14 protein-coding genes are annotated in these 16,011 nt (G+C 48.3%); 9 read left to right on the forward strand and 5 right to left on the reverse strand.

Features of this window, described 5'->3' with window-relative positions; translation table 11 throughout:
• The first annotated feature begins 66 nt into the window (after nucleotides 1-66).
• From ACE3MZ_RS02230 to ACE3MZ_RS02240, 3 genes are all read left to right on the forward strand, one after another.
• Complete coding sequence (locus ACE3MZ_RS02230) at nucleotides 67-3,213, forward strand: DEAD/DEAH box helicase (RefSeq protein ID WP_411346669.1); 3,147 nt, start codon at nucleotides 67-69, stop codon at nucleotides 3,211-3,213.
• On the forward strand, nucleotides 3,210-4,085 hold the full coding sequence (locus tag ACE3MZ_RS02235; protein WP_411344934.1) for a hypothetical protein: 876 nt from the start codon (nucleotides 3,210-3,212) through the stop codon (nucleotides 4,083-4,085). The genes ACE3MZ_RS02230 and ACE3MZ_RS02235 overlap by 4 nt, the downstream gene beginning before the upstream one ends.
• A gap of 163 nt (nucleotides 4,086-4,248) precedes the next feature.
• Nucleotides 4,249-5,292, forward strand: coding sequence for a D-alanyl-D-alanine carboxypeptidase family protein (locus ACE3MZ_RS02240; RefSeq protein WP_411344935.1), 1,044 nt, complete (start codon nucleotides 4,249-4,251; stop codon nucleotides 5,290-5,292).
• Between the two features lie 141 nt (nucleotides 5,293-5,433).
• Here ACE3MZ_RS02240 and ACE3MZ_RS02245 read toward each other — a convergent pair whose 3' ends face one another.
• From ACE3MZ_RS02245 to ACE3MZ_RS02255, 3 genes are all read right to left on the reverse strand, one after another.
• Nucleotides 5,434-6,372, reverse strand: a complete 939-nt coding sequence (locus tag ACE3MZ_RS02245; protein ID WP_411344936.1) for a nucleotidyl transferase AbiEii/AbiGii toxin family protein — start codon at nucleotides 6,370-6,372, stop codon at nucleotides 5,434-5,436.
• On the reverse strand, nucleotides 6,356-6,994 hold the full coding sequence (locus ACE3MZ_RS02250) for a DUF6088 family protein (RefSeq protein WP_411344937.1): 639 nt from the start codon (nucleotides 6,992-6,994) through the stop codon (nucleotides 6,356-6,358). Before ACE3MZ_RS02250 ends, ACE3MZ_RS02245 begins: the two co-directional genes overlap by 17 nt.
• 143 nt (nucleotides 6,995-7,137) lie before the next feature.
• The gene (locus ACE3MZ_RS02255; protein WP_411344938.1) at nucleotides 7,138-9,216 is read right to left on the reverse strand and encodes an ATP-dependent helicase; all 2,079 of its coding nucleotides are present in this window, start codon (nucleotides 9,214-9,216) and stop codon (nucleotides 7,138-7,140) included.
• A 276-nt stretch (nucleotides 9,217-9,492) separates the two neighbouring features.
• On the opposite strand from ACE3MZ_RS02255, the gene ACE3MZ_RS02260 reads away from it, so the two are divergent.
• A complete protein-coding gene (locus ACE3MZ_RS02260; protein WP_411344939.1) occupies nucleotides 9,493-10,338 on the forward strand; it encodes a zinc ribbon domain-containing protein in 846 nt (281 codons plus the stop codon).
• Between the two features lie 189 nt (nucleotides 10,339-10,527).
• Nucleotides 10,528-11,310, forward strand: a complete 783-nt coding sequence (locus ACE3MZ_RS02265; RefSeq protein ID WP_411344940.1) for a TrmB family transcriptional regulator — start codon at nucleotides 10,528-10,530, stop codon at nucleotides 11,308-11,310.
• On the opposite strand, the gene ACE3MZ_RS02270 is transcribed toward ACE3MZ_RS02265, so the two are convergent.
• Nucleotides 11,294-11,941, reverse strand: coding sequence for an NUDIX hydrolase (locus ACE3MZ_RS02270; protein ID WP_411344941.1), 648 nt, complete (start codon nucleotides 11,939-11,941; stop codon nucleotides 11,294-11,296). The genes ACE3MZ_RS02265 and ACE3MZ_RS02270 overlap by 17 nt on opposite strands.
• Nucleotides 11,942-12,264: 323 nt before the next feature.
• Here ACE3MZ_RS02270 and ACE3MZ_RS02275 point away from each other — a divergent pair, with 323 nt between their 5' ends.
• Nucleotides 12,265-12,570 (forward strand): hypothetical protein, encoded by a 306-nt coding sequence (locus tag ACE3MZ_RS02275; RefSeq protein WP_411344942.1) that lies wholly within the window; start codon nucleotides 12,265-12,267, stop codon nucleotides 12,568-12,570.
• A 189-nt stretch (nucleotides 12,571-12,759) separates the two neighbouring features.
• Here the strand turns inward: ACE3MZ_RS02275 and mscL are convergent, their stop codons facing one another.
• Nucleotides 12,760-13,245: a large conductance mechanosensitive channel protein MscL gene (mscL, locus tag ACE3MZ_RS02280; RefSeq protein WP_411344943.1), complete on the reverse strand. Its 486-nt coding sequence runs from the start codon at nucleotides 13,243-13,245 to the stop codon at nucleotides 12,760-12,762.
• A 528-nt stretch (nucleotides 13,246-13,773) separates the two neighbouring features.
• Between mscL and ACE3MZ_RS02285 the strand changes: the two genes are divergently transcribed.
• From ACE3MZ_RS02285 to ACE3MZ_RS02295, 3 genes are all read left to right on the forward strand, one after another.
• Complete coding sequence (locus ACE3MZ_RS02285; protein WP_411344944.1) at nucleotides 13,774-14,151, forward strand: hypothetical protein; 378 nt, start codon at nucleotides 13,774-13,776, stop codon at nucleotides 14,149-14,151.
• A gap of 425 nt (nucleotides 14,152-14,576) precedes the next feature.
• Nucleotides 14,577-15,329: a YveK family protein gene (locus tag ACE3MZ_RS02290; RefSeq protein ID WP_411344945.1), complete on the forward strand. Its 753-nt coding sequence runs from the start codon at nucleotides 14,577-14,579 to the stop codon at nucleotides 15,327-15,329.
• Nucleotides 15,313-15,981, forward strand: coding sequence for a CpsD/CapB family tyrosine-protein kinase (locus tag ACE3MZ_RS02295; RefSeq protein WP_411344946.1), 669 nt, complete (start codon nucleotides 15,313-15,315; stop codon nucleotides 15,979-15,981). Before ACE3MZ_RS02290 ends, ACE3MZ_RS02295 begins: the two co-directional genes overlap by 17 nt.
• Nucleotides 15,982-16,011: the final 30 nt, after the last annotated feature.

The raw sequence follows: 16,011 nt of genomic DNA on the forward strand, positions 1-16,011 counted from the left end.
TGTAATGAAAACAAATACCAATTACAACGATCGCAAAGATTTGACCAAGATGGACGGGAGACGATGATGGATCAACCGTTATATGGAATATGGATTGGAGACGTATTTTTCTGTTTTTCCGGCGAAATGTCGGAGCCGAAGGTAGACGCATGGATGAAAGTTATGCGCCGTGTGCAATTGCCAGCAGGCACGCGCCCGTTTGCGCAATCCGGTCTGCGATTGGCGGAGCTGAAATCCGGCCCGGTCAATACATCCAAAGAACCGGTGCCACGCCGTGCTGGACGTAATAAACGATTGCCCGGACGCATGGTGGAGGGGCTTGCCCTGTCTGCGGAGCAGGCATATGATCTGCTGCTATCCTGGGATGAACAAGTCATTACCTCGCAGGGCATTACGCCCGGTAGCGAGATGAAATACTGGCAAACCGTCGCCCGGTTTGCAGAGAAATTGCTGCGCGAAGGCAAAATCGTACCGGATAGCAAAATTGTTGCCGGTACCGGACGACGCAGCTCGCAAGCGTCACTGCATGGCGTATGGAAGCCGTTGTTAGTAGGTGAAGATCGCGAGATGTTTGCCAAACTGGCGGAGGCGATTCCGATGATCGGATTGTCGGCATTGTCGCTCTTTTCCTCATCTGAGCCACCGGTTGCTTCGCGCGCACGCGCCGAAGTGCTGCATTCGTTCCTCGTTGCGATGATGGATGCCGAAGTGCGCCGGATGCTGCGGGATGCAGGTTATGGCAAATTCCGCATGTATCAGGCGAATTATCGCCGTGGTTCGTCGCCGCAGGCACATCTGTGGTGGAACACGCTGTTCGACGCATCTGCTGAGTTGGCAGTACAGGGCACAGCCGAGGATATGGCGGAACTTGAAGCGGAGATTCGTCAACATAACGGAGCGGAAGTTCCTATGCCGGAAGCGGGCAGCTCGTCTGATACTCATGGCGAATTGTCACTCGTTGTGCGGCTGGAACCGCCAGCGGCAAGCGAACCGGGCAGTTACAACGATGCATTGCCGCCAGCGCTACAGGAATGGCGTATGTCCTTCTGGGCAGGCGATGAATCTGATCCGGCAGTCTTGCTGCCAGCTGCACTATTGTGGCGGCATGAAGAATCTCGTCTGGTAGTACGCGGACGGACGTATGAGCGGGTGCAGCAGTCGATGCTCATTCAGCTAGGACGCGCATCAGAGTGCTCCGACATTGTCCGTTTCTGGATTGATCATCCGCATCCGGTCGGCGGTATGCTGGAAGCGGCGGATGTGTATACGTTTCTCAAGGAAGATGTGCCGCGCCTGCGCAAAGCGGGCATTGCAGTACAGATTCCATCGCGCTGGACACGGGAAGGCAAGCGCCGCACCGGTCTGAAGCTAAAAGTAAAAACCGCACAGCCACATGAAAAGCGTAACCCGAATGAACATTCGCGACTAGGTATGGAGCAGATGGTATCATTTGAGCCGCAAGCTGTACTGGATGGCAAAACATTGTCTGCTACCGAACTGGCAGAGATCGTCAAAAACGGCGTACCGATCATTCCGCTGGATGGCGGCTGGGTCGAAGTAGATCTGAACGAGATCAAGCAGGTGCTACGTTTTATCCGTCGTCATGAGGAAGGCGAGATTTCGTTTAACGAGTTGATGCATATTTATGCCGAGGAACAGGATGCGCTGTGGAACGGATTGCATATTTTTGAGATTGAAAGTAATCCGCTGCTGAGCAATCTGATGGATGGCAGCGCATGGCGCAATCTGCCGAAGCGTGAAGTGCCAGAAGGATTGCACGGTACGCTGCGTCCGTATCAGGAGCGCGGCTTCCAGTGGCTCGCTACGATGCGCGATCTTGGCTTTGGCGCATGTCTGGCGGATGATATGGGTCTTGGTAAAACGGTGCAGGTTATCACCTGCATGTTGGATCAACCAGCGACTGCACCGCGTCTTATTATCTGTCCGACTTCACTGCTGGGCAACTGGCAGCGTGAGCTGGAACGGTTCTCGCCGGAGATGAGAATGTATATTCATCACGGTAGCCGTCGTCCGCGTGGACAGGAATTTATCAATGAAGCACGTTCGCACAATATCGTACTCACGACGTATCATCTCGCTGGACGCGATGGTGAAGATTTGCGTCAGGTGGAATGGTCGTCCATTGTGCTGGATGAGGCTCAATATATTAAGAACTATCGTACCAAGCAGGCGCAGAGCGTCATGAAGCTGAATGCGCCGCATCGCATTGCGATGACCGGTACACCGGTAGAGAATCGTCTGAGCGAGTTGTGGTCGATTTTCCAATTTTTGAATCCGGGGTATCTCGGCACTGCGTCGGGTTTCCGTCAGACATATAACGCAGCAGGTGGACCGGAAACGGAAGGCAAATTATCGACGCTGCGTAAGCTGGTAGCGCCGTTCATGCTGCGTCGTCTCAAAAGCGACCCGGACATCCGCCGCGATCTGCCGGACAAGATCGAGTTGAAATCGTACTGTTATATGACCGTCGAACAAGCAGGCATGTATCAGAATGTCGTATCCGATATGCTCGGACGTATGAGTAATAGCGAAGGCATTACTCGTAAAGGGATCGTTTTGTCATCGCTAACCAAGCTCAAGCAGATTTGTGATCATCCATTTCTGATCGGTAGCAGTGGCAGAAGCGATACAGGCAAGCAAGAACGCTCTGGCAAAATGGCACGTCTGATCGAATTGCTGGATATGATTCGCGATAGCGGGGAAGCGGCGCTCGTGTTTACGCAATACGTAGAGATGGGTGAACTGCTGACTTCGCGACTGGGACGTCACTACGGACAGGAGCCATTTTTCCTGCATGGTGGTGTGAGTAAGGCAAGCCGCGACGAGATGATCCGTTTGTTCCAGCAAGGAGAAGGACCACCGATCTTCGTCTTGTCGCTCAAGGCAGGCGGCGTCGGTTTGAATCTGACTCGGGCGAACCATGTTGTCCACTATGATCGCTGGTGGAATCCCGCGGTTGAGAATCAGGCAACGGATCGCGTCTTCCGAATCGGACAGCAGCGCAATGTGCAGGTGCACAAGCTAATCTGTCAAGGTACGTTGGAAGAACGAATCGACGAATTGATCGAAAGTAAGAAAACATTGGCTGAGCAGGTAGTCGGTGCTGGGGAGCAGTGGTTGACCGAAATGTCGGACGAGGAACTGAAGCAACTCGTTTCCCTGCAAGCGGCAGAATGGGGGACTGAAGAATGAGCAGCGAGCGATGGATACTGGAGCAATACGGCATAGAGCCGGGACAGATTCAGGCGACAGTGCGCCAAACTTCTACTTCGGAACCTGTATCGGTTACAATAAAAGTAGAGCCACCAGAACCGGCAGCACTTCAGCGTATGATGGAGCAGCTCAGCATGTCTGCGGTTCAGTTGCATCTGCTACTGTCCAGTGACCCTGATGCTGCTGGCGAAGATGTTGCACCTTCCGGCAAGGCGCCGGCTATTCTCAGTCTGCAATCATTGGTCGGACAGGAAGAAGACACTACGATCTCGCACAAGTTGCTATCGTTTACCCCGTACATTGGAGAAGCTGGTCCATCGTGGACAGAGGTAATATCCGCTGCTCAGTTGGATGATGATTCCGTTGTATTCGTATTGGATAAAATAAAGTCTGTGCTCGAGCAGCAACCGCTGCTTGCCTGGACACTGGCAGGACGAACGTGTGAGCAGGTGCTTGAACAGGTGTGGACATGCTGGCGTAACGATATGCCAGCTGCTCCATTGCCTTCTGCCGATGGGCAGGAGGAGGAACAGGAAGAGACATCGTTATCCGACGAGCCAAGTCTGGGCAGTCTGCTTGCTGAAGCTGCTGCTGCGGGCAATCTGCATCAAGTGGGCGAAGGGTTGGCCGATGTACAGGCGTATCTGGATCAGGCGGATATCGTCTGGCAACCAGCTATCAAGTCGCCGCCCGTGTTCGGCACAGATGGCGAAGACAAGCAGCAGCTGCCGCAAGTCGGAGGAATTGTACCAGAAGTGAAACCGGCGATGGACGGGTACGAAGAGATTCGTCGCCGTGTTGCCGAACGAATCAAGCAACGTCAACTGACTGCCCAACGAGGCAAAAAGTAGACTGCACCGCCAGTTCACATTCCGCATTTTCGAGATTTCAGCTGTTTCAGAGTTCAGCGTTAAGACGACAGAGGTATGTATTGCAATGTAGGAAAGGAGCCGGAGCAGTTAACAGCCGGCTCTATTTATTTCCAGGGCAGTTCAATCACAAAGGAGACTTTACATGAAAAAGCAATCATCATGGAAATGGGCGCTACCTGCGGGCGTGCTAATGTCCGGGCTCGTATTCGCTGGTTGTGCGGGAACGCAACCGACGGCATCCAGCGGACAAGCATCTAGTACAACCGGCACTCAACAGACAGATAACGGGAATAATGACAATGACAGTGAAACGAGCAATGCTACGGACAGTACGAACAACAGTACCACTGGTTCCGATAGCAATGCCGCCAGTGGAACAGATAGTAGCTCCAATACCGGTACAACACAAACAGGCGCGTCCAGCAGTGGTTCGTCTTCGGATAACGGACAAAGCAGCGATGCGACTAGCAACAGCGGTACATCAGGTTCGAACGAGAGTAGTAGTACCGATGCAAGCAGCGATGCCGCATCCCTGATTCAGCAGCGTGAAGACAGCTCACTGCAATCCACGATTGAGAAAAAGGACGGCAAAATGGTCGTGACCAATCCAGAGTCGCTCACCGTAATCGCCAACAAGGAACGTTTCTTGCCCGACGGCTACGTACCGCCTGATCTGGTCGTGCCTGACGTTGCCTTTTCCTATGACGGTGTTCTTGAAAAAAGTCATATGCGCAAAAAGGCAGCCGCAGCGCTAGAGCAATTGTTTGCCGCAGCGAAAAAAGAAGGGCTTGATCTGCGCGCCGTCTCTGGCTATCGCTCCTACAAACGCCAGGTTGCCATTTACAATAACAATGTGGCGACCAAAGGCAAAGCGTATACCGATCGCGTCAGCGCGCGTCCGGGTACAAGTGAGCATCAGACAGGGCTTGCAATCGACGTCTCCGGTCCCGGCATTGGCTATGGACTGGAACAGAGCTTCGGTGCAACTGCCGAAGGCAAATGGCTGAAAAAGAACGCACCGGACTACGGCTTCGTAATCCGCTACACCGAGAATGGCGAATCCAAAACCGGCTATACGTGGGAACCGTGGCACATCCGCTATATCGGCAAAGATCTGGCTGAGGATGTTACTGCCAAGGGGTTAACGCTTGAAGAGTATTTCGATCAGGATACTATCAAGAACTGAATCGCTAGTTAGATCAGACTATACGATAATCACATCATATACTCATAATGAAAACAACAAGAACGCCTTCGGATGCAAAACGAAAGGCGTTCTTGTTATTTGTGCAATTATGTTTTTAGAGAATTTCTACTGTAGACATTGCTAGTATCTAGCATTAAATTGTAATTGCTTAAATACTTTTCTAAGAAATGTAACGATTTGATCGTAGGGAACAGAATTATGTACGAACAGTTGCATGGTCAAACGGTTATAGTCGTTTTCAAAAAAGTTGGTATCCAGAATTTCAATTAAACGTTGTTGAAATGGATAGTCCGTTGCGGATGAAGGATTACGCTCAATATCTTTGGATAAATCCGATTGTACTAAAGAGAACAAAGCTAACAGCTCATGCTGATCAGTCTGTATGACGTCCCATATATGATACAAATCATATAAATGCCTCGAAAATTTATCCGGTGTGCGCGCTTCGTATTTATCGCATATGGCAAACAGTTTATCGATAAATGTCCGATGTAGACTTTGCACTTTCATATCAAAAGGAACCAACTCTGTAAATTGATCTGCAAGATGAAGCAGATTGTCCTGCTGGATATAATCATAGATATAATTGGAAATGGTTGTCTTCTCGCAAGGATAAGGGGCATGAACAAAATACGTTTCAATTAATACATGATCTTTTAAAGTATCGGTGATATGAATATGGTCGTAGATGATTTCATATCGATTTACCCGCCCTCTTGAACGTATATGTTCGGGATTTTGTATCACTAAACCTACTTTATTCACTACATCCATAATGGTTTGATGAATATATTTTAGATCACGTTGTGCAGGCAAGTGATGATCTGCGTTAAAAATAGACAGGTCAATATCTTCAGAGAATCGCTCAATGAGCCGGTATGCCTTGGATAAAGAAGTACCACCTTTAAAGATAAGATCCGGTATGCACTGGCTTAGTTCATTTAATAAAAGTGAAACATAATAATCCTTCTCAATAATAGCTTCTGGTATAGCTGTATACTGGCTAGCAAGAATAACCAATTGTTCAAAAGTCTCTCGATCTTCATATAACTGCATCATCAATCCCAAGCTCCTTCAATCGTTCTCTCGTTTTTCGGGAATACTGCGATAAGATCCATTCATAATCTCCTACACAAGGCGTTGTGCTGGTTAGATATCGTTTGATTTGTTCACGAGTATATGTGAGATCAGTTTCGATATAGGCAGAACTGCCAGATAATAAATCAAGCACCTGCAACCATTTTACGTTTTGTGAAGTAACAGGTACTTTGGGTTTTCTTAAAATAAGAGTGTAATTTTTTAACGTAACCATTCTTTTCTTAGATGCATTGTGCTCGGTGACAATTTCCAGTAGAGCAGGGACTTGTGTGGTCAACTTTAACTGATTGGCAAAAGCCAGCCCAGACACATACCCATACACATCCGTATCATTTCGAATATATTTTTTCTCAATAACCGCCTGCTCACTGATTAAAGATTTGCGATTAAGCAGTTTGTTCCACTTGGGAAAATAATATACGCCTTCACTGAAACGCTCGACTTCTCCTTTTTGCACAAGTCGATTTAGATTTCTACGTAAACTGTCCTTTTTTAAGCCAAAATACTCATTTCTCATCTGATTAATAATAATAGGCTCATTGTATCCATAACGATCTAACAGCTGCTCTTTCAAAGAATTCATTTCTTCACCTCCTTCACATGTATACTTTTATTTTACCATCATTTCAACTGAAAAAGTCAAAAATCGAGACAAAACATACTCGAAAAAGGCAGTGCCATCCCACTTGCAATCGCACTGCCTTCTGCATTCATTCCAACATTAGTCTACTTAAAAGCTTCCAGCAAAAATCGCGACGGCGGCACGGTCTTGCCGTGGTGCATAACAGGTGACGAAATGTACAGCTCATGCTTCGCCCGCGTCACCGCTACATAAGCGATTCGGCGTTCTTCTTCCAACGCCGCCTGCATCAGCTTGCCTTCTGGATCAGGTCCTGTCATGCCTTGACCTGCCTTCACATCCTCTGGTGCTTCTTCCAGCAGTGCCGCTTTGTGCGGCAGAATGCCTTCGGACGCGCCAAGCAGATACACGCAAGGGAACTCCAGCCCTTTTGCCCGGTGAACGGTCATCAGATGAATGCCTTGTGGCGATTCCTGCTTCATCAGCTCGATCATCTTCTCGCGCTTCACTGACAGATCATCGGCAAACGTAACCATTTCCTCGACTGTTGTAAACTTCGCAGCCGCACTTTCCAATTCATCCAGCGTCTCGCGGATATTATCTTTATGCCGGGTGGCAGGGCCGCTAAAGTCGGCACTAGCAAACTTGTCATAAAAGACCCGCCGAATCTCGCGAATCGCATACACCGGCTTTAATTCGCGCAGCTTTTTCAAAAATACAATTCGGTCCTTCACCTGCTGGCGCTGAAACGATTGCAGCTTCTCCCAGTGGTACAGATGAATGAGCGGGTACTTTTTCGCTTGTCGCTGCTCTTGAGCCATAATGTGATCCATTCCAACATCACGGGAAATGTACAGCGGTCCAATCACTCCCGGTAGTGCATCCATTCGGCGCGGATTGACCGCTAGCCGCAGATGATCCATCACCGGACGAATCAGTGAATGATCGTAGAACACGGGCGCTTCGCCATACTGAATAAATGGAATATCTTCCATGAGCAGCCGCTCGGCAATGGCACGCGTGCCGCTAACAGTACGATGCAACATAGCGATGTCGCCCAGCTCATACCCTTCTGTCTGCTGCTGGCGTAACTTTTGTACAATCCAATCGGCTTCTTCGTCCGCATGGGAGGGACGTAGGTAATACGGGCTTTGCCCTGCCGATGCTCCAGCTTGCAGTGTCTTGGCATGACGCGCCTGATTGTGAGCAATCAGCCGAACACCAAGTCCAAGAATCTGCGGATGACTGCGATAATTAATATCCAGTGCAATGATCCGCGTGCCTGTATATTGCTTGGGGAAATCGAGAATATATTCCTGACGCGCCCCGTTAAACGAATAAATCGTCTGATCATCGTCACCGACCACCATCAGATTGCGGTGCTGATCCGCGAGCTTCTGCACCATACCGTATTGCAGACGATTCGTATCTTGAAATTCATCCACCATAATATATTGAAACCGCTGCTGTAGCACATGCAGCAGATCCGGGTCTTGTAACAGCTTCTCTGTACGCAGTAGGATATCGTCAAAATCAAGCTTGCGATAATTCTGCTTCCAATCCTCATACCGACACAGCAGTGCACAGCGGTCGCGTTCCTCTGGCGTATCCTTTGGCAGATCGTCCGCTGTACCGCCTTCCAGCTTGATCGCCGACAGCATCGCAAGCAATGTTTCCGGTGGCGTCGTGCTTGTGGAATTAATCTCGCGGCGCAAGCGCTGAATGATACCATGCTGGGCGCGCGTATCACCGAAAATATCCTCGGTCAGATTGCCATAGCGACGGAGCAGCAACAACCCGAAGGAGTGAAACGTACGTGCTTCAACCGCCCGTGCTACTTTGGCGGTAATACCAGGCAGAGCGGCAATCCGCGACTTCATTTCGGCTGCCGCCTTCGTTGTAAAGGTTACCAGCAAAATATGCTGCGGATTCACTTTGCGTACGGATAACAAATACCCGGTGCGTGCCGTCAGCACGGTCGTCTTACCGCAACCAGCACCTGCCAGTGTGAGCAGTGGACCGTCGCCATGCCGCACCGCTTCGATCTGTGGCGCATTCAGCAGAATGCCTTGCTGCTCCAATGCTCGAAAGAAAAAGGCATCGTCTGCATCGTCCGGCACTAACGTTACGCTCGTGTCTGCCGGAGCGGGCTGCGCAGCAGGCAGCGGAGTCTGTGGTGCCACCCCCTGAGGTCGGAGGGAATCTTTGATTGTAGTCTCTTTCAAGAGGGATCTTCCTTTCTATATCGCCTGCATTTCCAAGCACTTTTTTCAAAGAAGCCGGAATTTTGTTATGATAGGGTTACAAGCTGTTTATATTGCGGGTATATTCGTTATAAGGGGCTACTTTTGTACATATCCTTCTATTATAATGGATGTAACATTTTTGAGTAATCCCCCAATACAACGCTTGCGGCGATTTGTAATGGAACAGTGATGATTCATGCCCGTATATACTAGGGAAACGGGGTCATCCGTTGGAATTAGAGGAGGAGAACAGTCATGAATTTATTACAGCGGCTTAAAAGCGGTGCCGGCAAAGCGACCGAGCGCGCACAGAATGCGGTGGAGGTCAACCGGATGAACGGCCACATCGTCGATATCGAGCGCGAAGTCGGTGTGCATTATATGCGGATGGGTGAAGTCTTTTACGAAGGCTACCGCGCTGGCGATATGTCCATTGCCGAGGAAGAAATGACTGAATTGTGCAAAGCCTGTGACCTTTTAAATGAAGAGATCGAGGAAATCCGCACTCGGATTGCCATTTTGAAAAATGAACGATTGTGTGAATGTGGGAATGTAGTCGCGCTGGAAGCGAACTTCTGCCCGAATTGCGGTCGCAAAATGGAGAAGCTGGCGATTCCGCGCGATGAGCAGCATCTCCATGACGACGAAGATGGTGAAGTGGATGAGGAGCAGGATATCTATGCGGTAGCGGCAGGATCACGTAAGCCGGAACCAGAACCAGATCTGTCGGATCTGCCAGCGGATGAAGCAGAACGCCGCCGCGCTGATCGTCAGCGTGAGGAGCATGAGCGTCAGGAGGAGCTGGATCGTCTCGTGCGTGCATGGAAGCAGGATCTCGGTATCCCGTATGAAGAAGAACCAGAAGAACAACCGCCAGCGGAGCGCTCGGCATCGTCAGCTTCAACTGCTCGCCCTGTAGCTGCTGCACCGGTTGCGGAACCGATTGCTGAGGACGAAGGCGATGTATTGATCGTAACGGAACCGGTGGAAGTGCCGCCGTCGACCGATCCAGACACATTCAGCTGTCAAGTATGTGGGAAAACATTGCCGAAAGGCTCCAAATGGTGCCCAAGCTGCGGCACCGAGCAAATCGTCGGCTAATTTGCTTTCAAATGCTAACAACTAAGAATAACATAACAGGACAACAAGCACAGGCTGATCACAGACGCATAAACGGATGGATCAGCCTGTTGCCGCATACATAACCGTGCACGCGAGCGGGCGGGTACGGATGATCACGCGATAGTCTGCGAGAAGCTGGCACAGGCAAACAGGAAAGGCGGTAGAGGGATGGAACAACTGCTGAATCATTTGCGCAATCTGGGATTTACCGAATTGGAAGCCAAAGTGATGGTTTGCCTGGCTCGTCATTCGATGCAATCCGGTTATGAAGTAGCGAAGCGTCTCGGCGTGTCGCGCTCGAACGTATATGCCACATTGCAGCGGCTCGTAGCGCGAGGCGTCGTGCAGCATACGCCGGGTGAGCCGGCACGCTACAGTATGCTGCCCGTGCAGGAATTTACACGTATGATTGCTGGACAGGTGGATGAATCGTTATCGTATCTGGAACAGGAAATGCCGATCAGCAGCATGGAACAGCCGTCGTTTTACATCGTGGACGGTGAACGGAAAGTGATGGAACTGCTGGCTCGTGAGCTGGACAAAGCGCAGGATGAGATTATTGCAGGCATTTGGCGTCAGGAAGCGACGTGGTTTCGGCAAAAGCTGGAGCAGGCGGAGGAGCGCGGAGTGCGGGTGTTATGGTCATTCGAAGGAGTGGATGATAATCATCCGGGCATTACCTTGCTCAAAGACGGTGGCAGCGGTCGCAAATTCTGGCTTGTGATCGACCGCCGCTGGTGTATGGTCGGCATGAGAGGCGATGGTATTCCTGCTCAGGCGCTTGTAACCGAGCATCCGCTCATGGCGGAACTGCTATTGCAACATTTCTCACAGGAGATTATTTTGTACGAAATGGAAAATGATCTCGGTAGCGAGCTGGTACGTCGTTATGGCAAAGGCTATGCTGGGATTCTCGACCGCTATCTGCCGGGTATTATTTCGACGGAGTGAGCTGTTGGAGCAGGGAGAAGGTTTTTATACAATATCCGGGCTGATGTGGGACAAAATCAGCTATCGTCACCGAGATGTCGAATACATCGTTATGCTGCATTACTGGTGCATTATGAACACCGCGCGCTTGAACATGATCGCGTTGTCCGGCGAATAGTTCCGTCATCTCATCAAGACGCGCTTCGTAGATGCCAGACACTTCATCATCCTGTAGCGTATACTCATACAATTCCCGATCGCTGAATGCGCCGAATACGCTACTCACTTCTCGGTCGATAAACGTGCCGTGCATCGTCTCACCTTGCGATTCATCTCGCAGAACGAACAATGGAGTCAATTGGGCAAATGTCAGCGGCAATCCTAGCTCCTCTTGAATCTCGCGTGCTGCCTGTTGTACCGTTTCGCCTGCCGACAGATGCCCGGCGGCAGTAATATCATACAGATCGGGAAACGTATCTTTGCCCGGATGCCGCCTTTGGAAAATCAACATACGACCTTCTGGTGTATCGCGAACGAGCCAGCAGTGAAACGTATGATGCCAGTGTCCGAGACGATGAACCTCTGACCGTTCACAGACGCCAAGATGCCGATCTTGATCATCGTAAATATCGAGCAATTCCTGCTTTATCATGTAAAATCACATCCTTAAACGTTAAATGATTCATAGGTTTTTGATCGTGTTTCTACTATTATAATAGTAAGCCGTGCAGCACCGGAAATTGTAAAGCCAGCGTATGTATATATCACCATTTTGCAAAGCGCATATACAATCACGATTCTATGCAAAACCGGTTCCGTAGAAGTAGTGTAACTAGCCATACCGTATGACTGATAAATCTGCTTATGATTATACCTCTGTATACCGCCAGCTGCCAATCCGTCAGGGCAAGTGATCATCTCCCTGTGTTGCTATCGGCTATATCTATCATTCAGACAGAGAGGAAGAGAAACCATATGGAATGTATCGTAAAATTTGATGTTGTACATGGACAAGACGTGAAGTCACTGCGTGGACTTGTATTCGTAGATGGTAATGCACTACCTACTACGGAACAATTAACTGAAATGTTCAAAGACATGAAGTATGAAGTGACTCCCGATCGTACCGAACCGATGCGGTTTACACCGGTGCAGCCAAGTGCCGGATATGATCATATTCGGATCCGCGAGCTGGACACAGGCGAGAAAAAGTACACCGAAGATCGGGACTTGAAGAATATCGTATCCAATCTAATGCCTAATCCCAATCGCCCCATCTAATTTGAAGCAGAGTCCAGGGAAGCATAAAAATGAGTATCCAGTACTGTTACTGTACCAAAAGAGCGTATCCTCAGTGTTTGTAGACTGAAGATACGCTCTTTTTTGCATATTTGTGAAAATACGCTGAATGTAACGATATTGGATATGAACATAACGAAATGACAAGCTTTTGTAGACTGGTAAAGTTGCTCAGGACAGTCCAGCTGGAGCAGTGGTCAACTCGGATGTGCAGTGTGGGCAACGTGTTGCCTTGATCGAAATCTCATTGGTGCAATATGGGCAGGCTTTGGTCGTTTTTTCCGCAGCTGGTTTGGCATGTTCTTTGCGTTTGAGCATATTCACGCCTTTGACGAGCAAGAAGATACAGAACGCAACGATCAGAAAGTCGATCACGGTATTGATGAATTGCCCGTAAGCGACAACAGCAGCTCCTGCTTGTTGCGCTTCAGCTAGCGAAGCGTACACTTTATCGCTTTTGCCCATCAGGGAGTCGAGATTCCAGAACAGGTCTTTGAAATTGACGCCGCCCATTACAGCACCGATTGGAGGCATAATGATATCATTTACCAGAGATGTAACGATTTTACCAAAAGCTGCACCGACAATAACACCGACTGCAAGGTCGATGACATTGCCGCGAACAGCAAATTCTTTAAATTCCTTGATTAAACCCATAGTTCTTAGCTCCTTTTTATTATGAAATTGGTGTTTTTGCTCCGATTCGTGGAAAAAGTTGTCGTATTGGACGATTTGGAACTTTGGACACCTGGAAAAGCCGTTTTTATTTTAACATATTTCCTAAAACCTGCGGCAGCCCCTTTTTGATAATGAGAACAAACCCTTATGATTAAATAAATGTAAACGTATTCAATGAAAAGTAACAATTCATTAACCGCTGTAATACCCAAATTTTTACTGTTTCATAATTAAAGAACTGTTTAAATTAACGGGTAAGCAATAAACTAGGGTGGAACTAGACGAAAAGACCCGAAACTTACAAAATTTGCTTGCCAAGTGAGTCTAAAGGTTACAAAAACGACATTTTACCCGTCTTAAAGCCCAAAACTAAAGCCGTGGAAAGTCGAAAATTAAATAAATAAAGTTTTATTTTTATACTAGCTTTCGACATGATTTTCAGATAACCTAATTTATAATTTATTCAAAACGAATAAATGCTAATCGGAAATATAGGAGGGAATTGATGTGAGAAATCAGTATGTCCTTAATCAAGTAGGAGTTGAAAAGAAGAATGAGGTGAAAACATTCTTTGATCGGCTTTCGATTGACCCTGCACTTCAGGAGAGTGAAACTTGCAAATCTGACGAGCATCTGGCAGACTGGTTGTCGTTGGTTCGCTATCCGATTCATCAGGAAATCTCTTATCATCAGGGTATTTACGAAGATAAAACGTATCGTCCACTAACCGATCAGCCTGTGAAGAGCGTTAACGTTGCATTGCTGATTGATATGGTATTCGAGAAAATGGGCGTTCAAGCCAATGTCAATGATCTCATGAACCATATCAACAATGGAGGAACGCTGGAAGGATTCATGACAGAGCAAGATAAACATTCTTCATGAAAATGGGAATTGCAACCATTTTCGCAACTATGGGTGGTTTACAAAGTTTTCATGAGGCAGTATAATGAGCGCAGGAGTTATTCAAAACGAATAACATTGTGAATGGAAATCCAGTCACCAAGTGATTGACTTTCTATCACCGGCACAATTTCATACGCATTATGAAAATGAATGTGAAAAGCAACTTTTGCAGCTTTCAAACAGTCATAATATACAGAACGGCAATCTCTCTTGATCAGCAATGAAGTGAAAGCCGTTATTTTCTATTTTGAACATGTTACAATTTTGTAATTTTAAAATGAATTTTTGTAACTATATTCATCACAGCGCTTGAGAGGAGAATGGCTACCCACCCTGACGGACCACGGCGATAACGGGCACATGTTTATGAACGTCCGATTTCAAAAGTTATTGGAGGAGAAATAGTGGAGATTAAACAGTACTTTAACATCATAAAGAAACGCCTCTGGCTGGTGCTGCTGATCGTATTCGTCATCACTGCTGCTACTGCGGTGTATGCGTTCATGACGAATACGCCCAAGTATACGGCGACCGCTAAGCTGGTTGTGAACAGTACATCCAGTTCGGCAGACGGCATAGCCAATCAGCTGGATTTGGGAGCGATCAACTCCAACATTCAATTGATTAAGACGTATCAGGAAATCATCAAAACGCCGGCTATTATGAACAAGGTGGTAGAAGAACATCCAGAGCTTGGATTGAATGCTACGCAGCTTATCAATATGGTCAGTGTAAGCTCAGTGAACGAAACACAGGTGATGTCATTAAGCGTTACTGACGGCTCTTATGAGCGTGCTGCACAGACAGTCAATGCGATCGCAACTGTGTTCCAGCGTGAAGTTCCACAGATTATGAAGCTGGACAATATTAACGTACTGGATGAAGCAGATCCATCCGCAGGCGGCGTACCGATCGGCAACAGCCCGATTCTGTTCGTTCTGATTGCACTGGTTCTGTCGATCGTTATCGGTATTGCAGTTGCATTTGTACTCGAATACATGGACGATTCCATCAAAACGGAAGAAGATATCCGCGATGTACTTGGACTTCCCGTTCTTGGTGTCATTGCCAGAATGAATGAAGAAGACCTGACAGCCAAAGAACATCTGCCAGCGAAGCCTTTTGTAGGAGGTGGAGAACGTGCCAACCACACTTAAATGGCCATTGATTACGAAACAGAATCCTAAGTCACTGATCGCAGAATCTTACAAAGGTCTGCGTACCAATATAGATTTTTCCCGATTGGATGCCAAGGTGAAAAGTATTCTCGTCACTTCGGCGGCACTCGGTGAAGGCAAGAGCACAACGGTAGCCAATCTCGCTATCGCTTATGCAGAAACCGGTCGTAGTGTACTGATCGTCGATGGCGATCTGCGCAACCCGGCAATGCACAACATCTTCAACCTGTCGAATGACAAGGGATTGTCCAATGTACTGTTTAATACGGCAGATCTGGAGAAGAACATCCAATCCAGTCGTACGATGAACCTCAGCGTGCTGACATCCGGCCCAGTTCCACCGAATCCATCCGAGATTCTTGGTTCGCACCAGATGGAAGCTCTCATGAATGAAGTGAAATCGCAGTATGATCTGGTCATTCTCGATACACCGCCAACCTTGCCATTTACCGATGCGCAAGTAGCTACCGCATTGTGTGACGGTGTGGTGCTGGTGATCAAGTCCGGTGGCGAAAGCCGCAAGGATATTAGCAAAGCAGTAACGAGTCTGGAATTTGTCGGTGCCCGCTTACTTGGCGCCGTATTGAATCAAGCAAGTCGCAAAACATTATCTGCTGCTTATCACGAATAACGTCTCATCTGTACTGTGCCAGCATGGACA

The organism is Paenibacillus sp. WLX1005, assembly GCF_046603685.1.
Taxonomy (GTDB): Bacteria; Bacillota; Bacilli; order Paenibacillales; family Paenibacillaceae; genus Saccharibacillus.